Raw genomic sequence first — 20,052 nt, 5'->3', positions numbered from 1 at the left:
TATTTTTATTGAAACATGCGATCCAATTTGGTTATATGACTAGTTGATTCTAGAGCAATCATCAATTTTATTCTAGCCTTCTGCCCATTCAGACCCTTAGAGAAAATAACGCCTAAATCCTTAAACTGTTTCCCACCGCCTTCATAGCTATACACATCTTCCGCTAGGCCATTAAAGCATCTTGATACAAAAACAACGGGTATTTTGTTTTCGAGTAAAAGCTTAATACCAGGAATAGAAGCTGGAGGTAGGTTTCCTTGTCCTAATGCTTCAATGACAACTCCGTCAAAATGTAAATCGTTTATCGCATAAAGCAGGGAGGAATCCATTCCGGCATGGGCTTTAATTAGTACCACCCGTTTGGAAATTTTATCTATATGATATATTTCTTTTTTTCTTGGTGAGTGGTGAAAGAAAACTCCTCTTTTTGTCACTGTCCCTATCGGTCCATACTGCGGACTTTGAAAGGTAGATACATTGCTTGTATGTGTCTTCGTTACATTTACTGCTGTATGTATTTCATCATTTAACACAACTAGAACGCCATTTCCAACGGCTTCATCACTGTTTGCTACTTTTAAAGCAGAAAGTAAATTATAAAGACCGTCTGAACCAATTTCATTACTTGATCTCATTGCCCCTGTCAGTACAATCGGTATGCTTGACCGAATCGTTAAATCTAAGAAATAGGCAGTTTCCTCCAATGTATCTGTACCATGTGTAATCACAACTCCGTTTATTTTATCTTCCTTTAAATAAGATTCAATAATATCTTTTAGTTGCAGCATTTCTTTTGCTGTAATATGGGGTGAGGGCAGCTGGAAAGGCTCCTCAATGATTAAATTCGCAACGGACAAAAGCTCCTTTGTTTTATCGACAATTGGATTTTTTTCGCCCGGTTTTACCGCTCCCGTTTCCGTATCTTCACTCATGGCAATCGTCCCACCTGTATGGATTACAAGTAGATTTTTCATAAGAACCTCCTGTTATGTCATCCACTTAAAATCATACCTATTTGAAAGCTACTTCGTCTACACGTAACGTTAAAAATATAGATTTTCTTTCTTAAGAACTCATGGTACGATGGAATAAACGAATGGAAAAGAGGATAGCAAATGCTAGGGATTTTTTCTGCTGGGATAGCTCCTGGCTTAGCTCTTCTTAGTTATTTTTACTTAAGAGATGAGTACGGGTCAGAACCAATCTCAGTGGTTTTTCGCACATTTATATATGGTGCACTGCTTGTATTTCCAATTATGTTTATTCAATATGTGATTGAAGTAGAGCATTTGGTTGTTTCTGATTTTTTAAACGCCTTCTTTACAACGGGTTTTTTGGAAGAATTTTTTAAGTGGTTCATACTTTTTTATGCCATTTATCAACATGTTGAATTTGACGAGCCATACGATGGAATTGTGTATGGTACCTCAGTAGCACTAGGGTTCGCAACAAGTGAAAATATATTATATTTGGTGGCAAATGGGGTTGAGCATGCTATAGGTCGAGCGCTATTACCTGTTTCAAGTCATGCGCTTTTTGGTGTATTAATGGGTTACTATTTAGGAAAAGGAAAATTCACGAAAGATAAAAAAGGAAAATGGCTCCTTTTTTCACTGCTTCTTCCAGTATTTTTTCATGGTATTTACGATTATATACTAATGTCATTTGAGTATTGGTTGCTTTTTATTTTACCATTTATGATTTTTTTATGGTGGCTGGCTCTCCGTAAAGTGAAGAGTGCGAGGCACTTGAGCGGAATAAAGGCATCGAATGATGATATACAAATTCAGAACCCCCTTCAATTTTAAAATTGAAAGGGGTTTTGTTTTGTCCTAAATTCTTGTTAAAGAAGTTTCTGCTAGCTTTTTTGCATAAAAAACCAACCTCTACAAAAAATAGGATTAATGTTAATAAGATTTACATCTGGGGGTTGCAAACGATGAACAAAAAAATTTTATTAATGAAAGTAGCTACAATCTTATTTTTAACTCAAGTGATTATCCCCTTTACCACAAAGGTGGATCAGGTTGACGCCTTCACCAATCAAGTAATTCAACAAGGGGCAGTAGGTGAAGATGTTATCGAACTTCAATCACGTCTTCAGTATATCGGATATTATAATGGAAAAATTGACGGTGTATTTGGATGGAAGACGTATTGGGCTCTAAGAAACTTTCAGTACGAATTTGGATTGCCAATCGATGGACTTGCTGGACCAACAACAAAGCAGAAATTAGCAAAGGCAACAAAGTACAATGAGCAATTTGTAAAGGAACAAATTAATAAGGGAAACAAATTTACTCATTATGGTGGAGTAGATTTAGCAAAGCAAAAGAAGCCAGACCCAAAAGTAAATAAGGCACAGCCGAATAACAATCAAGGAACGGCAACAGCAAAAAAACCAACTGCAAAAACTCAAGAACAAAAACCAACGGCAAAAACTCAAGCGAAAAAACCAACTGCACAACAACCGAAACAGAATACAACAGCTGCAAAGAAGCCTCAAAATAATAATACGACAGCAAAAAAACCTGCGGCACCACAAGCGAATGCTGGGAATCAAACTGGCCCGAAAGCAACAGCTGCAACTCCACCAAAAAAACCTACAGCAGCTAATGTACCAAGTGGGTTTTCACAGAATGATATTCAGCTAATGGCAAACGCTGTGTATGGAGAAGCGAGAGGTGAACCTTATATTGGTCAAGTGGCGGTGGCAGCTGTCATATTAAACAGGGTACAAAGTGCTACATTTCCAAATACGGTTTCAGGGGTTATTTTTGAGCCAAGAGCGTTTACTGCCGTTGCGGATGGCCAGATTTGGTTAACCCCAAATGAGAACGCAAAGAAAGCTGTTCTAGACGCAATGAATGGTTGGGACCCAACTGGTAATGCCATCTATTATTTTAACCCTGACACGGCGACAAGTGGATGGATTTGGTCTAGGCCACAAATTAAGCGCATCGGAAAGCATATATTCTGTAAATAGGGGTGAGGTCGAATTGATTAGAACAATCTTAATAGGTGTTTTGGTGCTCGGGGTAGCAGGAACGGCTTTTTGGGGCTATCAAGAGCATCGTGAAAAAAATGCCGTACTCATTAATGCAGAGAACAACTATCAAAGAGCGTTTCATGATCTAAGCTATCAGGTAGATTTACTGAATAATAAAATAGGAACAACATTAGCGATGAATTCAAGGGAATCATTATCGCCTTCTTTAGCAGAGGTTTGGAAAATAACATCTGATGCTCATAGTGATGTTGGGCAACTTCCATTAACACTTCTACCTTTCAACAAGACGGAGGAGTTTCTCGCGAAAATAGGTGATTTTAGTTATCGTACCGCCATTAGAGATTTAGAGAAAGAGCCACTAACCGATAAAGAGTACCAATCGTTACAGGACCTGTATAAGCAGTCTGCAGAAATTCAGGGAGAATTACGAAAGGTACAGCATATGGTTTTAGAAAATAACTTACGCTGGATGGATGTGGAGTTGGCTCTAGCATCATCAGAAGAGCCTTTAGATAATACAATTATTGATGGTTTTAAGACCGTTGAGAAAACAGTAGAAGGATATGGAGACACAGATTTTGGACCTGCCTTTGTGTCTTTAAGTCAAAAAGAAGACAACGAGTTTAAATTCTTGCAAGGCAAACAAGTAAAAGAAGAAGAGGCGGTCCAAATCGCAAAAAAATATGCAGCCTTTGGAAATGATGTGGCTGTTAAGGTTACAGAAAGTGGAAAAGGGGCAAGTACTGGTTTTTATAGCGTTTCTGTACAAAAGAAGGGAACCAATGAAGAAGCAAGTATGGATGTCACGAAAAAAGGTGGTTATCCCATTTGGTTTATCTACTCTCGTGATGTGAAAGAACAAAAACTAAGTCTAAATGATGCAAGTACGAAAGCGATTCAATTCTTAAAAGATACGGGTTTCGAAAATTTAGATCTGTTTGAAAGCACGCAGTACGATAATATTGGAGTATTTACCTTTGTTACAAACGAAAATGATGTTAGAGTGTATCCTGATGCAATTAATGTAAAAGTAGCTTTGGATAATGGAAATATTTTAGGTTTTTCTGCTGATGATTATCTACGCTCTCACCATGTTAGAGACATTCCAAAGCCAACTCTATCAGTGGAAGACGCACAAAAGAAAATTAACCCAAGTGTTAAGGTAATGGAAAATAGACAATCGATCATTATAAATGATATGAACGAAGAAGTACTGTGTTATGAATTCATGGGAACTCTTGGTGATGATACGTATCGTATTTTCATAAATGCAAATAGTGGCATTGAAGAAAAGGTTTATAAACTAGAAAACGCCGAGGAAATATATGAGGACGTTGTATAAGGAAAAGCACCCGCTTTTCCTTTTTTTTAGATTCATATTGCGTCAATGATTAAGTTCATGTCATAATTTGTAGTGACAAGTTTTGACAGGATGTGTGATTCTTATGTTTAAAATAGGCAATGTAATTATGCTCGAGTTAAAGTATGGAGATAAATTAGATAAGTTTAAGTGTAAAGTAGTAGAACAAAAAGAAAATCAAATCTATATTGATTATCCAATCAATACGGCAACTGAACGAACAGTCTTTTTAATTGATGGGACACAGTTAAAAGGTTCCTTTGTTTCTCAGGATAATAACTCAGTCTTTTTGTTTGAATCTGAGGTATTAGGAAGAACCAAGCAGAATATTCCTATGCTTATTTTATCTTATCCTGGTGACGAACACTTAGTTAAAATCCAGAGACGTCAATATGTAAGGGTCGAAACAACTGCAGACGTGGCAGTGCATTCAACCAATGCAGAGTTTAAACCATTCACAACAGTTACAGATGATATTAGTGCAGGCGGTGCAGCAATCCTAATCAACGATAAACATGGAGTCCGTGCTGGTCATACTATTCAATTATGGTTAGTACTTCCTATGCAAAGCGGTGAAATTCATTATTTACAAGTTAAGAGTAAGGTAGTAAGACTTATTCCATTAGATGACAGTCGTATGAAGGCATCTTTACAATTTGTCGATATGAACTCACAGGACCGTCAGCTTTTGCTTCGTTTTAGCTTTGATCGCCAGTTGCTTATGAAGAAGAAGGGTCTAGAATCTTGAATAAAAAATCCATAAATTCCCTATAATAGTACGGATATTATGGGAGGAAGTGAAATGGTGAAGACGTTTGAGCGTATTATAGTTAAGATCATTGTCATTCAGTTTCTTTTCCTTATCGGTACACAGCTTTTCTTTCATCAGTTAAGTATTTTTCCTGAGTTGAAAATTATTACAAAATATGAGGGTGTAAACAAAAATAATTTTGCGGATTTCTTAGAAACCTTTAATGGGAAATGAAAAGCAGGGAGCTCCTGCTTTTTTTCTTTTTTAAAATATTATTAACAAGCAACGAACAAGTATATGCTAAAATATATAAGGAATCAGTCATTAACGATTCAAATTGAACACACTAATATAAATAGTGGAGTTCAAACAACTAGGAGGACATATGAGTAAAATATCTATCGCAATTGACGGTCCTGCTGCGGCAGGAAAAAGTACTGTTGCCAAAATAATCGCTGAGAAACTCTCATATATTTATATTGATACAGGTGCTATGTATCGTGCAATTACATATAAAGCTTTACAAGTAAATTGTGAGCTTACTGATGAGAGCGCACTTAATGACCTTTTAGCACAAACAAAAATTGACTTGTTGCCAGGTGAAAAAGGACAACTTGTTTTCCTTGACGGACAAGAAGTTACAAACGAAATTCGTTCTGCCGAAGTGACAAATCAAGTTTCCATCGTAGCAAAACACCGTTTAATACGTGAAGAAATGGTTAAAAGACAACAGCAATTCGGGGCGAATGGGGGAGTGGTCATGGATGGCCGAGACATTGGCACACATGTCCTTCCTCACGCAGAAATAAAAGTATTTCTTCTGGCAAGCGTTCAGGAAAGGGCGGAAAGAAGATATCAAGAAAACCTTGAAAAAGGCTTTCCAGCCGACTTAGAAATGCTTATAAAGGAAATTGCGGCTAGAGATAAACTAGATTCTGAACGAGAAGTAGCACCTCTGAAAAAAGCGGAGGATGCAGTAGAGATAGATACCACTTCCTTATCCATTCAAGAAGTGGTTGAGAAAATCCTAGTTTTAGTAGAGGAAAGGATAGGATCCTATTGACGATGTATTCTTTTGCACGCTCGGTTGTAAACATGATCTATAAGCCTTTGTATCGAATAGAGACAATTGGCCAAGAAAATATTCCTAAAGAAGGATCGGTTTTGCTTTGTTCCAATCATATTTCAAATTTTGATCCAATTGTCGTAGGTATTACAACTCCTAGGCCTGTTCATTTTATGGCAAAAGAGGAATTGTTCCAAGTTCCATTATTGGGAAAGCTTGTCCCTTATTTGAATGCATTTCCAGTTAAAAGGGGCATGAGTGATCGTGAGGCGCTTAGGAAGGGGCTTGGGATTCTTAAAGAAAATAGGGTTCTTGGTTTATTCCCAGAAGGAACTCGTAGTAAGACGGGTGAGCTTGGTGAAGGGTTAGCAGGTGCTGGCTTCTTTGCAACAAGATCCGAAGCATTAATCGTCCCTTGTGCAGTAATTGGTCCATATAAGGCACTTAATAAGCTAAAGGTGGTTTATGGAAAGCCGGTTGATTTTACAGAATATCGAAAAAATAAGATATCCGCTGATGAGGCTACAAAAATCATTATGGAAGAAATCAGAAAACTGATTATTGCGAACAAATAGGGAGTATCTCGCTTGACAAAAGAAGTCATTTATAAGAAGTTTAATTAAAGAGATTTTTTAGATTATTCTCTAAGTATGGTCAGGTACCATTGTTTCAAACGGTGATGAAAACATCACCTTTTATAAAAATGGAGCAGTCAAAGGATTAAGGAGGAGTACATATGTCTGAAGAAATGAATCAAGTGGAAGTTATGGATTTTCAAGTGGGTGACAAAGTAAGCGGACAAGTAACAAAGGTGGAAGAAAAACAGGTTATTATCACAATCCCAAACAGCAAGCTTGATGGAATTATTCCCATAAGTGAGTTATCAAGTCTTCACATCGAAAAAGCAAGTGATGCGGTGAATGAAGGTGATCAGCTAGAATTAGAAGTATTAAAGGTAGAAGAAGATGCCTTGATCCTTTCAAAGCGTAAGGTGGATGCTGAAAATGCATGGCAAGAGCTTGAGCAAAAGTTTGAATCTGGTGATGTCTTTGATGCTGAAATTAAAGATGTGGTAAAAGGCGGTCTTGTAGTTGATCTGGGAGTAAGAGGTTTTGTTCCTGCTTCTTTAGTGGAAGCACACTTTGTTGAAGACTTCTCTGATTATAAGGGTAAAACGATGGCATTTAAAATTGTTGAACTTGACAAGGAGAAGAACCGTCTGATCCTTTCTCATCGTGCTGTTATTGAGCTTGAGAAAGGAAAGCAAAAGAAAAATATATTAGATTCATTAGCTTCTGGTCAGGTTCTTTCAGGTACCGTACAAAGAATTACTGATTTTGGTGCATTTGTCGATATTGGTGGGATTGATGGATTGGTCCACATTTCACAGCTGTCACATGAGCATGTAGTTAAACCGACGGATGTTGTTCAAGAGGGACAGCAAGTTCAAGTAAAAGTGCTAAGTGTTGACCGTGATAATGAGCGAATTTCTTTATCGATTAAAGAAACATTACCTGGACCATGGGCTAATATTTCCGAAAAAGCAGCAAAAGGAACTACTTTAGAAGGTGTAGTAAAACGCCTTGTTTCTTATGGAGCTTTTGTTGAAGTGTTCCCAGGTGTAGAAGGGTTAGTTCATATTTCACAAATCTCCCACAAGCATATTGCTACTCCGCATGAGGTTTTAAAGGAAAATGAAACGGTGAAAGTTAAGGTTCTTGAAGTAAATGAGCAAGAGCAAAGACTTTCTCTAAGTATGAAAGAACTTGCTGAAAAGGAAGAAGAAGTGAAGGATTACGAACTTCCTGAAGAGTCAAAAGGATTTCAATTAGGTGAAATGATTGGAGATCAACTGAAGAATTTAAAGAGATAATGGTGATGATCATTGACTAGATCGAAACGAAAATGGGATCATATACAATATGCCCTTACAACAGGACAATCTAGAGATACTGGTTTTGATGATATAACGTTTATTCACCAAAGCTTGCCTGACTCCTCAATAGAGCAGGTGAGTCTTAAGACTATGGTTGGCGAACTTTCTTTGAGTTCGCCTCTTTTTATCAATGCCATGACTGGCGGTGGTGGAGAACGAACAGAAGAAATAAATAGGCAACTAGCTATTATTGCTAGTGAAACAAGAGTTGCGATGGCTGTTGGCTCCCAGATGTCATCCATAAAAAACTCTAGTGAGATAAGCACTTACAAAATTGTAAGAAAAGAAAATCCGAATGGTTTAATATTTGCCAATTTAGGGAGTGAAGCATCAGTGGATCAGGCGCTTCAAGCAGTCGATATGCTCGAAGCAAATGCGCTCCAAATCCACTTAAACACCATTCAAGAACTAACTATGCCAGAGGGAGATCGTGATTTTACGGGTGCTCTAAGGCGTATGGAGGATATAGTTAAAAAATTACCTGTGCCTGTGATAGTCAAAGAAGTTGGTTTTGGCATGAGTCGTGAAACAGCAAAGAAGCTCACCCAAATCGGAATTTCTATTGTAGATGTCGGTGGTTTTGGTGGTACAAACTTTGCCAAAATCGAAAATGAAAGACGAAATCGATTGCTGTCGTTTTTTAACTCATGGGGTATTCCTACAGTTGTTTCCATTGCAGAAGTGAAATACAGTTTCCCTGATCTAACGGTATTAGGTTCAGGTGGGGTTCAATGTAGCTTAGACGTTGTTAAGGCATTGTCTCTAGGTGCATCCGCTGTTGGCTTGGCGGGTTATATATTGAAAATCCTTCTAGAAGAAGGAATAGAGGAAAGTATGACAGAAATTGAAGAAATCAAAAAGGAAATTGGGTATGTAATGACCGCTCTTGGTTCGACAACTATTAAGGATCTTCAGAAGGCACCTTTGATTATCGAGGGAAAAACTCATCATTGGCTTAATGAACGAGGAATAAACACAAAAATATATAGCAATAGATAAAAGCTCCCGGATTGGGAGCTTTTTTTCATTAGTATCTTTTATTATCATTTAGCTCTCTAGCCTCTTCTGGACTGGAAAGTTTGGTTGCTCCTTTTTTCTCCAACTCTTGGTCTCGATCAGACTCGACGCGACCACTTGCTTTTAATTTGCTTTGTTGACGATCTTTACCCATGATCCCACCTCCTCCTAATTAAGATGAATCATTTTTGAAAGTTTATACATCATACGGTTAAAGTACATACTGAAAAGCCATAATGGAGATGATAGGAGGGGTGACATGGAAGGAATAATCTTTTATTGGACATTTTGGGTTCTATGGATTTGTACGACCTTTTTTATGAGCAAAACGAATCCGAGGCGTGTAAAGTATACGGTCATCATATTATTTTCGATTATACTGTCTTCCCATTCCATCCATTTTTTTGGGCTGGAAGTGTCCGTTGTTTCCATTTTCCTTTTATTCCTAGCCTACTTTGAGGTCGGGAAAATGAAAGGAAGATCAATGGCCTACTTTCTAATCACATCATTTATTCTTATGCTTGCCTATGGGAGTTTTCAATTATTTGAGCTTTTTGACCCTGTTTGGTTAATCCTTGATAGAGATTGGATGTTTGCTGTTGTATTAACTTATATGACCATTATGATGCATAAAGAGGTTTTTAAAAGAGTGATTGCACTTATTTTTGGTAGTATCCATGGAGAAATTGTTTATTCTCTTGTGTTGGATGTATACTCAATGGAAATTCCAATTGGGTCACTTCAATTTTTAGATGTTATTTCTATATCTGTTTGTCTCATTTTGGCCTGGAGCGGTTTTGAGAAGCTTACTAGCCTTTTTGAAGGACATGTTTATCAACTAGAAAAGGGGAGGGGAAGACAATCGTGAGTGAGTACACTTATCCTATATTATTTGGAGTGATTGTTGGAACAGCAACAAGAATTTATATGCTACGAACGGATTATCGACAGTACCCCACTTATCTGCACGGGAAAATCATCCATGTGGCATTAGGGTTTATTGCTGCAGGGCTTGGTACTGTGGCCATACCTTCTATACTTGAGGAAGAGTTTACAGCCATCACCTTTTTAACTTTGGCAGCCTCACAATTTAGAGATGTCAGAAATATGGAGAGAAACACATTAAATGAACTGGATAATTATGAATTAGTACCAAGAGGTAAAACGTATATTGAAGGAATTGCAATAGCTTTTGAAAGTAGAAATTATTTGGTAATCTTCACCTCCTTTCTAAGTACACTTGGGTATCTCCTTTTTAATATTTGGGGTGGACTAATTGTAGCAGTGATTGCGATATTAATTTCTACCAAACTAATGTCTGGGGGTAGGCTTGGTGATATTGTAGAAGTTGAGTACATTGAACCTCGGTTTGACGGTCCTGGCTTGTATGTGGACAATATTTATATAATGAACATTGGACTCCCGGAAAGACAAAAGGAAGTACTACGCTATGGGATGGGGTTTATCCTTAAGCCGAAAAATTTTGACGCAAGAGCGACAATTGCGAATCTAGGGCAGCGTCAAGCTATTCTACATGATGTATCCAACTCTCTAGGTGTGTATCGAGATTCTGGTACACCAGCTCTCGTTCCCTTGGCGAAAAGAGACCTAGATGATGGAAGGGTCGGGGTATTTATTCTACCGCAAGAAAATGATATTGAGAAGGCGATGAAAATCATTGAAAAGGTTCCAACTTTAGAAAATGCCATTCGAATGCCTAAAGAGAGAGAGAAAAAACTAGAGGAGAGATAAAATGGATATTGAAAAATTTATCCTGGCTGCCATTACGACGAATCCTAAAAAAGTCCCATGTGGTGTAGCAGTTTTTCATTGTGATGATAAAGAGGAGATGGAAAAAATCACGAGGAATCTAGAAGCAATTTTGGATGGGATTGCACATTCTCTTACGGAGGATTTGTACGTCATTGTCAAACATTAAAGTGGTTTCTTCTAATTTTGTTTGCTAGTACATGACCACTTTGATAATATAATAAAGTTAGACCCTTCTGTTTGTAGAAGGGTTTCTTTACTAAATGCTGATTTACACCATAATGAAATGAGATGTTTGTAATTTCAACGGTTCTTGCACGGATACATAACTTTGCTTATACATTGTCTGAAATATTGTTGATATCTCTTTTATTATTTTAGAAAGGATGAAAAAAATGGTAAAACCTGTAATAGCGATTGTGGGTCGTCCAAATGTTGGAAAGTCTACAATCTTTAATAGAATAGTTGGTGAGCGGATTTCGATAGTTGAAGATATACCTGGGGTTACTCGAGATCGAATTTATAGTTCAGCTGAGTGGCTTAGTCATGATTTCAATATTATCGATACCGGTGGAATTGATATTGGAGACGAACCATTCTTAGAACAAATTCGTCAACAAGCAGAAATTGCGATCAGGGAAGCAGACGTCATTATTTTCTTAACAAATGGTAGAGAGGGAGTTACCTCTGCAGATGAAGAAGTAGCAAAGATTCTTTATCGCGCTAAAAAGCCAGTGGTTCTTGCTGTAAATAAAATTGATAACCCAGAAATGAGAGATCTCATTTACGATTTTTATGCCTTAGGCTTTGGGGAGCCTTATCCAATTTCGGGTTCACATGGTTTAGGTCTTGGCGATCTTTTAGATGCTGCAGCACAGCATTTTCCAAGCAAGGACGAGAATGACTATGATGATGACGTTATTAAGTTTTCTCTAATTGGTCGACCAAATGTAGGGAAATCATCACTTGTCAATGCGATGCTTGGAGAAGAGCGAGTAATCGTTAGTGATATCGCTGGTACAACCAGAGATGCGATAGACTCAATGGTAACTGTTAATGGCGAACGCTACGTCATTATCGATACGGCAGGAATGAGAAAAAGAGGAAAAGTGTACGAAACAACAGAAAAGTATAGTGTGCTTCGTGCGTTACGTGCAATTGAACGGTCCGACGTCGTTTTAGTCGTTATTAACGCAGAGGAAGGAATCATCGAACAGGATAAAAAGATAGCTGGGTATGCCCATGAAGCAGGACGAGCTATTGTGATAGTCGTGAATAAATGGGATGCAGTGGAAAAAGATGAAAAGACGATGAAAGAATTCGAGGAAAAAATACGTGCGCATTTCTTATTCCTAGACTATGCTCCAATTGTTTTCTTATCTGCTAAAACAAAAAAGAGAATTCATACATTGATTCCAATGATAAACAAAGCGAGTGAAAATCATTCGATGCGAGTGGAAACAAGTGTATTAAATGATATTGTTATGGACGCTGTAGCGATGAACCCTACGCCAACAGACAACGGAAAGCGTCTTAAAATTTATTATACGACTCAAGTTTCAGTCAAGCCACCTACCTTTGTTGTCTTTGTCAATGATCCAGAGCTTATGCATTTCTCATATCAGCGATTTATAGAAAATCGTATTAGAGAAGCTTTCGGATTTGAAGGAACTCCTATCAAAATCTTTGCTAGAGAAAGAAAATAAGTTAAAGGTTGTGATGCTATGCAAATCCAAAAAGAAAAAATTGCTGTAATTGGAGCGGGAAGCTGGGGAACTGCCTTGTCTTTAGTGTTAGCGGACAATGATCATGAAGTGAGATTATGGGGACATAATCGGGCCCAAATCAGCGAGATAAATGCCACTCACATGAATAAGAAGTATTTACCAGAAATCATACTTCCTGAAACAATTGTTGGTTACGACTCTCTTGAAGAAGTTTTAAAAGAAGTAAACACCATCATATTAGCTGTACCAACTAAGGCGATTCGTGAAGTGATTAAAAAGATGATTCCATTCCTTGAAAATCCACTAACAATAGTTCATGTTAGTAAAGGGATTGAGCCGGATACACTTATGCGCATTTCAGAAATGATTGAAGATGAAATGCCAGAGAGTCTTTTACAAGATGTGGTTGTATTATCTGGGCCGAGTCATGCTGAAGAGGTAAGTCTTCGTCAACCAACAACGGTGACGGTCTCATCCAAGAGCATGGAAGCAGCTGAACGTGTGCAGGACTTATTTATTAATCAGCATTTCCGGGTATATACAAATCCTGATATTATAGGTGTAGAAGTGGGTGGCGCATTAAAGAATATTATTGCGTTAGCTGCCGGGATCACGGATGGATTAGGATATGGGGATAATGCAAAGGCTGCCTTAATAACTAGGGGGCTTGCAGAAATAGCTCGGTTAGGTACAAAAATGGGGGCAAGTCCGCTAACATTCTCAGGCTTAACTGGTATAGGGGACTTAATCGTTACTTCTACAAGTGTTCACTCAAGAAACTGGAGAGCTGGGAATTTGCTTGGCAAAGGCCAGAATTTAGATGAGGTGCTTGAAAATATGGGCATGGTAGTAGAGGGTGTAAGAACCACAAAAGCCGCTTACCAACTAGCAGAAAAGTACGGTGTGAAGATGCCAATTACAACGGCTTTATATAATGTTCTATTTAACCATGCAAAACCGAAGGATGAAGTGGATTTACTCATGACACGTGTAAAAACTCATGAGATGGAAGATCTTGCAAATGTACTAGTTGAAAAGGGATTGGAATAAATATTTTCAAAATTGGGCTTTTCAATGATGCGTTTACATAGAGAAATGCATACAATGCAACGAAGCAAACCTGGTGAAATGAACAGGGAGTATGTATATTTAGTCTTACGAGCTGAAGTAAAGAGCTGCCCCTCCTTTGCTTCAGCTTTTTTTGATCTTAAATGAGTAAGGCAAGCATTGGAGCATTTATGATATAATATTTTAGGCAAAGGGAGGGAGTTATTTATGTCAACGTCACTAATGAAAATGTGGATCTCCTTGGCGGGGATGGGCTTTATGTTTATTTCCATTATTTTAATTTACTTAAGCAGATTTAAATTTTCTAACAAAGTTTTAAAAGCAATAACGGCTATTATTGCTTATTCTTTAATGGTTATTTCTGGAATAATCATTTTTTTTGTCGTGCTATCGGGACCAACAAGTTAAGTGTATTGGAAATACATAGGTTAAAAGGGTTGAGTGTATGAAGAACCAAGTAGTATTGTTATTGTCTATTGTTTTAATATTATTGACGGGCTGCATGTATCCTCAAGATGAGTTAGCTCAAAACCAAATACCGTACGAAGATCAAGTTCAAGCAGTTCAAACAGCGGTTAAGCAATTTCAAGAGGACAATGGTGGCATCTTACCTATAAAGACAAAGGAAATGGATACTCCTATTTACGAAAAGTATCCGATTGATTTTAACCGAATCAGTCCAAAGTATTTAGCAGAACCACCTGGAAACGCTTATGAATCCGGAGGTATATTTCAATACGTACTAGTTGACGTAGAGGAGAATCCAACGGTAAAGATCTTTGATTTGCGAATGGCGGAAAAAATTAAAGATATAAATCTTTTAATTAGTTTACAAAAATACCCTCCATACAAAGAAGAAATAACAAAAGGTGTATACACAATGGATTTCAAGAAAATAGGTTATAAGGAAGAACCATTTGTTGTTAGTCCTTATACGAACCAAAACCTTTCTTTTGTTATTACTGGAAGTGGTGAAGTATTTATAGATTACAGAAGTGATTTATATCAAGCGATGCAAAGTGGAAGTTGTAAGAAGACAGCAGGAGAGGATATTCGCGACTGCTTATTGCAATATTCATTGTTTGTGCCTGCCTTTTCACTACCTTATACAATGGATGAAAAGACGAAAGAACCTATCTTTTTAGTGGATTAGTCATAACCCCTCTCCTACAGAAATAGAATGTAGGAGAGGGGCTTTTTATATTTGTATGGACTATAACAGTTAGGCAAAAAAAATTATAAAAACTGTCATAACGTTGTAGGACAACGTCATACACATATATTGTCTATACATTAGGGTTATTTTATCCCACTATCTCATAGATTTCAGGAGGGGATCACTTGGAAAAGGTAGATATTTTTAAAGATATTGCCGAAAGAACGGGCGGCGATATATATTTAGGAGTTGTAGGAGCTGTAAGAACAGGAAAATCAACCTTTATTAAGAAATTTATGGAGCTAGTTGTTATTCCAAACATGGCAAATGAATCAGATCGAGCTCGCACCCAAGATGAATTGCCTCAAAGTGCTGCTGGAAAAACGATTATGACAACTGAACCAAAATTTGTTCCAAATCAGGCTGCAAGCATTCATGTTGACGATGGGTTGGATGTGAATATCCGCTTAGTTGACTGTGTGGGCTATACGGTCCCAGGTGCAAAGGGTTATGAAGACGAAAATGGACCAAGAATGATTAATACGCCTTGGTATGAGGAGCCTATTCCATTCCACGAAGCAGCTGAAATTGGAACAAGGAAGGTTATACAAGAGCACTCAACGATTGGTGTGGTTATTACTACAGATGGTACCATCGGAGAAATTCCACGTTCTGCATACTTAGAAGCCGAGGAAAGAGTAATCAATGAATTAAAAGAGGTTGGCAAACCGTTCATTATGGTCATTAACAGCGTACAACCATATCATCCAAATACGGAAAAATTACGTTCAGAGCTTTCAGAGAAATACGATATTCCTGTATTAGCTATGAGTGTAGAGGGAATGCGCGAAGGTGATGTCATGAACGTGATGCGTGAAGCGCTTTATGAATTCCCTGTGCTCGAAGTAAACGTGAATCTTCCTAGCTGGGTTATGGTACTTAGAGAAGATCACTGGTTAAGGGAAAGCTATCAGGAAGCAGTGAAAGACACAGTTAAAGATATTAAGAGATTAAGAGATGTTGACAGAGTCGTAAGTCAATTTAGTGATTATGAATTTATTGATCGTGCAGGTCTTGCTGGAATTGAGATGGGGCAAGGAATTGCAGAGATCGACCTATATGCTCCAGATGATTTATACGATGACATTTTAAAAGAAATTGTCGGAGTAGAAATAAGAGGAAAAGATCATTTGTTAGAGCTAATGCAAGACTTTGCACATGCTAAGCAAGAATATGATCAAATCTCTGATGCGCTTAAGATGGTGAAACAAACAGGTTATGGAATTGCTGCACCATCACTTGCGGATATGAGCCTCGATGAGCCTGAGATCATCCGTCAAGGACCACGCTTTGGTGTACGCTTAAAAGCGGTAGCTCCATCCATTCATATGATTAAAGTGGATGTAGAGTCTGAATTTGCTCCAATTATCGGTACAGAGAAGCAAAGTGAGGAATTGGTTCGTTACTTAATGCAGGATTTTGAGGACGATCCACTTTCTATCTGGAACTCTGATATTTTTGGAAGAAGCCTAAGTTCAATTGTTCGTGAAGGGATTCAAGCAAAATTATCATTAATGCCTGAAAACGCAAGGTATAAACTAAAAGAAACACTAGAAAGAATCATCAATGAAGGTTCTGGTGGATTAATTGCTATAATCTTATAATGTATCGACTCCTATCTAGGAGTCTTTTTTTGATTGATTTTAATAAAACTACGACAAAATTAATCAAAAACCACGAAAATACTACCATAAATTAGCGAAAATTCTTGATAACCCCAATTTATTATGATAATCTTTTAACAGAATTACTACGATATGCCGTCAAACCCTTATAAATAAAGGTTTTTCGTAAAAAAACGTTGAAAAATTAGTTTTCATCATTTAATATAAGGCATGTCAGAGAAAACAGCTTCAATTACGTATAGAATTCAACTAAATTGTTTACTAATGAAGATAAGAACGTTTTCACTTACTGAATATACCATTTTGGGAGGAGGTGAAAGGCATGAACAAGACAGAACTAATCAACGCAGTTGCTGAAGCGAGTGAACTTTCTAAAAAGGACGCTACTAAAGCAGTTGACGCAGTTTTCGATTCAATTCTTGAAGCCCTTAAAAACGGTGATAAAGTTCAATTAATCGGATTTGGGAACTTCGAAGGTGCGGGCTGTTGCTCCATAACTAACGTAGCATAACGCTATAGGATGCAAATCCAAAGTTAGGAAATGAGCGGACTCCGTTGGAGTCTAACTACACGCACCTGATGGGCGTATGAAAAATCGCCCCATATCTAATATCACATTTGGATATGAGTCTGAGACTCCTACGTGCAACGAGGTGATAGCACACCAGATTGTACGAAGCTAGGTAAAGTCGTAATCTACGTTGCGAGTGACTCTCTTCTATATGAAGAATCTCTACTTCGGTTGAGAACGTAACAATGATGCGGGACTCCAAAACTGAATATGGCTAGGTGACTAACCCTTGTGTGAAGCGTCGATATTGCCGCCTCCCCTTGTCACTAAGGGGACACAGAGTAGGTGTGATGGGATTTTCTTCGATGGTTCCATCATCTAATACACTAAATAGTATTGGAAATAGAGAACAATTTGTGATATTAAACTCTATTCAGGCCTAACGGCGTAAAGAGGGAGCCTAAGTTCAGTTTAAAGGAAAGGTCGTGTGGAACAGTCGAGAGCGAGTAATCACAGGAGGTATGCTATTACCTAAGAGCGTGATGAAAGCAGTCAGCGTCCCATAGTAGTGATGACGAGATGCCGTTATTAGTATAGGAGTAATTCTATATGAAGGATATAAACATCTCTGAGCGAAGGGGACTAGTCGGTAGAGAAGATAGTGAAAATCGACGTACGACAATACAAGGCAAGTCCGAGTTAAACAGCTAACCTATCAGTCACTACTACAAAAGGAGTGATGATATGGGGTTCAAAGGTCGTACAATCGCAGGAGAAAGAGACTTAATAGGATTCCAAGATAAGTTATATCAAGTGGCTCTAGAGGGAAAACCTCTATACAATTTACTTGAGTTTATGAAATCCGAACCAGTAATTGATAAAGCCATACACAACATAAAATCCAATCGGGGTTCCCAAACTGCGGGAGTCGATGGTGCAACCATCAACGACTATCTACAAATGGATAGATTGGAACTTATCGAACTTATTAAATCTCAAATTGACAACTATAACCCAAAGATGGTTAGAAGAACCTATATTCCTAAAGGGAAAAATACAGGCAAATTCAGACCACTTGGCATACCCGTAATAGTTGACCGAATTATTCAGGAAATAGCAAGGATGGCTATCGAACCCTATTGTGAAGCAAAATTCTACCCTCATAGTTATGGTTTTAGACCATACAGGAGTACAGAACACGCCATCGCAAGGGTTGTACAAAACATCAATGCGAAAGCCTATATTGCCATCGAAGGCGATATTAAAGGGTACTTCGACAACATCAACCACAACAAGCTACTAGCAATGTTATGGGAAATGGGAATCAAGGATAAACAATTCCTTGCTCTCATCAAAAAGATGCTGAAATCGAAGATACTAGATGACGGTGAGATAATCGACTCTGATATGGGTACACCGCAAGGTGGTATTATCAGCCCCCTTCTAGCAAATATATACCTGAACAACTTCGATTGGATGGTTAGCGACTTATGGGAATCACACCCAGCGGTAGTGACTTATACCACTACTAGAAAAGGAAAAACTGTCGAAGAAAAGACTTACCAATCCTTACGGAATAAGACGGTTGCGAAACACCACAAGGTAAACCTTGTGAGATATGCAGATGACTGGATAATCCTCACGGAATCCAAGGAATACGCCCAAACGCTTCTCACTAAGCTAAGGAAGTATATGAAGCATAAACTCTCACTTGAATTATCCGAGGAGAAAACGGTCATTACAGACTGTCGAGAAGAACCATTACACTTTCTCGGTTTCTTAATCAAAGCCGAACCTAAACGTCTGGATGGTAAGATAGTTGGGAAAGTCTATCCTGATTGGAAGAAGCTCTTGCCTAAGATTAATGAAATTAGTCAGGATATTAACCAATTACGTAGACTAAAACACGCTAAAGACAGAGTAGCACGGATTGAACTTATCAATTCAAAAATCATTGGTATAGCCAACTATTATAAAATCGGCATAGCAAAGAAAACCTTTTCGAAAATCGATAATTTATTATTCAGAGTAACGTTGGGTAGTTTTAGGAAGCTCTATGGTGGAAATCATACCAAACATATCTATAAGGTATGCGAGCTTTCTAACAGGGTTGTAAGGCACGAAGGGTATAACTTCAAGACATACGCAGAAGTATATCAAGACAGTATCGTGGGGATAACTATTACTGCAATCACTAAGATTGAGTATGCAAAGTTATTCAATCCTGCTTGGATTCCTTACACCCCTGCGGGGCGAGACAAATGGCACGAATCGACTCAAAAGAATCGTAAGCTACATCTCGAAGACATATGGACTAATTACGATAAATTAGGAATATATGCGAACCTAAATAACCATAAACACAACTTTGAATATTATATGAATCGACCATACGCTATTAAACGTGATAAAGCCAAATGCTCAGTTTGCAAAGATTTTGTATACCCACATTCAGTGGAGGTACATCATCGCAAACCTGAATTGTCCCTTGATAAAGTGAATAAAGTCTCTAACTTGACGACATTGTGTGTTCAGTGCCATAAATATGTCCATAATGATGTACAGGTTATGGAAGGCTTAAAGCCTAATCAGCAGAAGAAAATTCTTAAGTTAAGAAAAGAATTAACTATGACTGAATAGGTATAGTTGTTAAACGAGCGACGAGAATTAACTAGAATGCCCATACGGAGGCGACGATGTACTGGGTAAACCATTAGGTATCTGTATCGATGGAACGCCGTATGCGGGGAAACTCGCACGTACGGTGTGGAGTGGGGGAAAACGTGGAGTTGCATAAACAAAACGTTACCTATCACTATTTCGTGAGCGTGCAGCTCGTAAAGGACGTAACCCACAAACTGGTGAAGAGATCGAAATCTCTGCTAGCAAGGTTCCTGCTTTCAAACCAGGAAAAGCGCTTAAAGACGCTGTAAAATAATACATAAATTGATATATGTTTATGTTATAGAAAAGGATCTCGTTTATACGTGATCCT

20 protein-coding genes and 2 pseudogenes are annotated in these 20,052 nt (G+C 38.0%); 20 read left to right on the top strand and 2 right to left on the bottom strand.

Annotated elements, in window-relative coordinates:
• Positions 1 to 5: 5 nt before the first annotated feature.
• Positions 6 to 974 carry an asparaginase domain-containing protein gene (locus tag MKX65_RS15725; RefSeq protein ID WP_160547121.1) on the bottom strand — a complete coding sequence of 323 codons (969 nt, stop codon included), beginning with the start codon at positions 972 to 974 and terminating at the stop codon, positions 6 to 8.
• 141 nt (positions 975 to 1,115) lie between these two features.
• Between MKX65_RS15725 and prsW the strand changes: the two genes are divergently transcribed.
• From prsW to fni, 9 genes are all read left to right on the top strand, one after another.
• Positions 1,116 to 1,808, top strand: a complete 693-nt coding sequence (prsW, locus tag MKX65_RS15720; RefSeq protein ID WP_160547122.1) for a glutamic-type intramembrane protease PrsW — start codon at positions 1,116 to 1,118, stop codon at positions 1,806 to 1,808.
• A gap of 131 nt (positions 1,809 to 1,939) precedes the next feature.
• Complete coding sequence (gene sleB, locus MKX65_RS15715; RefSeq protein WP_160547123.1) at positions 1,940 to 2,986, top strand: spore cortex-lytic enzyme; 1,047 nt, start codon at positions 1,940 to 1,942, stop codon at positions 2,984 to 2,986.
• A 13-nt stretch (positions 2,987 to 2,999) separates the two neighbouring features.
• On the top strand, positions 3,000 to 4,352 hold the full coding sequence (gene ypeB, locus MKX65_RS15710; RefSeq protein ID WP_160547124.1) for a germination protein YpeB: 1,353 nt from the start codon (positions 3,000 to 3,002) through the stop codon (positions 4,350 to 4,352).
• A 103-nt stretch (positions 4,353 to 4,455) separates the two neighbouring features.
• Positions 4,456 to 5,118, top strand: a complete 663-nt coding sequence (locus MKX65_RS15705) for a flagellar brake domain-containing protein (RefSeq protein WP_160547125.1) — start codon at positions 4,456 to 4,458, stop codon at positions 5,116 to 5,118.
• 54 nt (positions 5,119 to 5,172) lie between these two features.
• Complete coding sequence (locus MKX65_RS15700; RefSeq protein WP_160547126.1) at positions 5,173 to 5,355, top strand: YpfB family protein; 183 nt, start codon at positions 5,173 to 5,175, stop codon at positions 5,353 to 5,355.
• A 151-nt stretch (positions 5,356 to 5,506) separates the two neighbouring features.
• The gene (gene cmk, locus MKX65_RS15695) at positions 5,507 to 6,184 is read left to right on the top strand and encodes a (d)CMP kinase (protein WP_160547127.1); all 678 of its coding nucleotides are present in this window, start codon (positions 5,507 to 5,509) and stop codon (positions 6,182 to 6,184) included.
• Entirely contained in the window at positions 6,181 to 6,762 is a 582-nt protein-coding gene (locus MKX65_RS15690; RefSeq protein ID WP_160547128.1) for a 1-acyl-sn-glycerol-3-phosphate acyltransferase, read from the top strand. Before cmk ends, MKX65_RS15690 begins: the two co-directional genes overlap by 4 nt.
• 161 nt (positions 6,763 to 6,923) lie before the next feature.
• Positions 6,924 to 8,060 carry a 30S ribosomal protein S1 gene (gene rpsA / locus MKX65_RS15685; RefSeq protein ID WP_160547129.1) on the top strand — a complete coding sequence of 379 codons (1,137 nt, stop codon included), beginning with the start codon at positions 6,924 to 6,926 and terminating at the stop codon, positions 8,058 to 8,060.
• A 12-nt stretch (positions 8,061 to 8,072) separates the two neighbouring features.
• Complete coding sequence (gene fni / locus MKX65_RS15680) at positions 8,073 to 9,122, top strand: type 2 isopentenyl-diphosphate Delta-isomerase (RefSeq protein ID WP_160547130.1); 1,050 nt, start codon at positions 8,073 to 8,075, stop codon at positions 9,120 to 9,122.
• A 28-nt stretch (positions 9,123 to 9,150) separates the two neighbouring features.
• On the opposite strand, the gene MKX65_RS15675 is transcribed toward fni, so the two are convergent.
• Positions 9,151 to 9,294: a YpzI family protein gene (locus MKX65_RS15675; protein ID WP_160547131.1), complete on the bottom strand. Its 144-nt coding sequence runs from the start codon at positions 9,292 to 9,294 to the stop codon at positions 9,151 to 9,153.
• Positions 9,295 to 9,399: 105 nt separating this feature from the next.
• On the opposite strand from MKX65_RS15675, the gene MKX65_RS15670 reads away from it, so the two are divergent.
• The 11 genes and pseudogenes from MKX65_RS15670 to MKX65_RS15620 all read left to right on the top strand — a co-directional run.
• Complete coding sequence (locus MKX65_RS15670; protein ID WP_160547132.1) at positions 9,400 to 10,008, top strand: YphA family membrane protein; 609 nt, start codon at positions 9,400 to 9,402, stop codon at positions 10,006 to 10,008.
• Positions 10,005 to 10,892 carry a YIEGIA family protein gene (locus MKX65_RS15665; protein WP_340904500.1) on the top strand — a complete coding sequence of 296 codons (888 nt, stop codon included), beginning with the start codon at positions 10,005 to 10,007 and terminating at the stop codon, positions 10,890 to 10,892. Before MKX65_RS15670 ends, MKX65_RS15665 begins: the two co-directional genes overlap by 4 nt.
• 1 nt (position 10,893) lies before the next feature.
• Positions 10,894 to 11,079, top strand: a complete 186-nt coding sequence (locus MKX65_RS15660; protein WP_160547133.1) for a capping complex subunit for YIEGIA — start codon at positions 10,894 to 10,896, stop codon at positions 11,077 to 11,079.
• Positions 11,080 to 11,305: 226 nt separating this feature from the next.
• Positions 11,306 to 12,616, top strand: coding sequence for a ribosome biogenesis GTPase Der (gene der / locus MKX65_RS15655; RefSeq protein WP_340904497.1), 1,311 nt, complete (start codon positions 11,306 to 11,308; stop codon positions 12,614 to 12,616).
• 18 nt (positions 12,617 to 12,634) lie between these two features.
• Positions 12,635 to 13,687, top strand: coding sequence for an NAD(P)H-dependent glycerol-3-phosphate dehydrogenase (locus MKX65_RS15650; protein WP_340904496.1), 1,053 nt, complete (start codon positions 12,635 to 12,637; stop codon positions 13,685 to 13,687).
• 225 nt (positions 13,688 to 13,912) lie between these two features.
• Positions 13,913 to 14,113 carry a DUF2768 family protein gene (locus MKX65_RS15645; RefSeq protein ID WP_160547136.1) on the top strand — a complete coding sequence of 67 codons (201 nt, stop codon included), beginning with the start codon at positions 13,913 to 13,915 and terminating at the stop codon, positions 14,111 to 14,113.
• A 37-nt stretch (positions 14,114 to 14,150) separates the two neighbouring features.
• Entirely contained in the window at positions 14,151 to 14,858 is a 708-nt protein-coding gene (locus MKX65_RS15640) for a hypothetical protein (protein WP_340904493.1), read from the top strand.
• Positions 14,859 to 15,046: 188 nt separating this feature from the next.
• Entirely contained in the window at positions 15,047 to 16,525 is a 1,479-nt protein-coding gene (spoIVA, locus tag MKX65_RS15635; RefSeq protein ID WP_160547138.1) for a stage IV sporulation protein A, read from the top strand.
• 343 nt (positions 16,526 to 16,868) lie between these two features.
• A pseudogene (locus MKX65_RS15630) lies at positions 16,869 to 17,021 on the top strand (HU family DNA-binding protein); the annotation flags it as partial.
• 780 nt (positions 17,022 to 17,801) lie between these two features.
• The gene (ltrA, locus tag MKX65_RS15625; RefSeq protein ID WP_340904492.1) at positions 17,802 to 19,697 is read left to right on the top strand and encodes a group II intron reverse transcriptase/maturase; all 1,896 of its coding nucleotides are present in this window, start codon (positions 17,802 to 17,804) and stop codon (positions 19,695 to 19,697) included.
• Positions 19,698 to 19,878: 181 nt separating this feature from the next.
• A pseudogene (locus tag MKX65_RS15620) lies at positions 19,879 to 19,995 on the top strand (HU family DNA-binding protein); the annotation flags it as partial.
• Between the last annotated feature and the right edge of the window lie 57 nt (positions 19,996 to 20,052).

This window comes from Robertmurraya sp. FSL R5-0851, assembly GCF_038002965.1.
Lineage (GTDB): Bacteria > Bacillota > Bacilli > Bacillales > Cytobacillaceae > Robertmurraya_A > Robertmurraya_A beringensis.
This window is presented reverse-complemented; position numbering and strand designations above follow the sequence as displayed.

Excerpts from the sequence above, each read along its gene's own strand:
- MKX65_RS15670 (WP_160547132.1), top strand. The coding sequence starts at position 9,400 with ATGGAAGGAATAATCTTTTATTGGACATTTTGGGTTCTATGGATTTGT.
- MKX65_RS15725 (WP_160547121.1), bottom strand. The coding sequence starts at position 974 with ATGAAAAATCTACTTGTAATCCATACAGGTGGGACGATTGCCATGAGT.
- MKX65_RS15705 (WP_160547125.1), top strand. The coding sequence starts at position 4,456 with ATGTTTAAAATAGGCAATGTAATTATGCTCGAGTTAAAGTATGGAGAT.
- rpsA (WP_160547129.1), top strand. The coding sequence starts at position 6,924 with ATGTCTGAAGAAATGAATCAAGTGGAAGTTATGGATTTTCAAGTGGGT.
- MKX65_RS15650 (WP_340904496.1), top strand. The coding sequence starts at position 12,635 with ATGCAAATCCAAAAAGAAAAAATTGCTGTAATTGGAGCGGGAAGCTGG.
- der (WP_340904497.1), top strand. The coding sequence starts at position 11,306 with ATGGTAAAACCTGTAATAGCGATTGTGGGTCGTCCAAATGTTGGAAAG.
- MKX65_RS15700 (WP_160547126.1), top strand. The coding sequence starts at position 5,173 with ATGGTGAAGACGTTTGAGCGTATTATAGTTAAGATCATTGTCATTCAG.
- MKX65_RS15645 (WP_160547136.1), top strand. The coding sequence starts at position 13,913 with ATGTCAACGTCACTAATGAAAATGTGGATCTCCTTGGCGGGGATGGGC.
- ltrA (WP_340904492.1), top strand. The coding sequence starts at position 17,802 with ATGGGGTTCAAAGGTCGTACAATCGCAGGAGAAAGAGACTTAATAGGA.
- sleB (WP_160547123.1), top strand. The coding sequence starts at position 1,940 with ATGAACAAAAAAATTTTATTAATGAAAGTAGCTACAATCTTATTTTTA.
- MKX65_RS15675 (WP_160547131.1), bottom strand. The coding sequence starts at position 9,294 with ATGGGTAAAGATCGTCAACAAAGCAAATTAAAAGCAAGTGGTCGCGTC.
- MKX65_RS15640 (WP_340904493.1), top strand. The coding sequence starts at position 14,151 with ATGAAGAACCAAGTAGTATTGTTATTGTCTATTGTTTTAATATTATTG.
- cmk (WP_160547127.1), top strand. The coding sequence starts at position 5,507 with ATGAGTAAAATATCTATCGCAATTGACGGTCCTGCTGCGGCAGGAAAA.
- MKX65_RS15660 (WP_160547133.1), top strand. The coding sequence starts at position 10,894 with ATGGATATTGAAAAATTTATCCTGGCTGCCATTACGACGAATCCTAAA.
- prsW (WP_160547122.1), top strand. The coding sequence starts at position 1,116 with ATGCTAGGGATTTTTTCTGCTGGGATAGCTCCTGGCTTAGCTCTTCTT.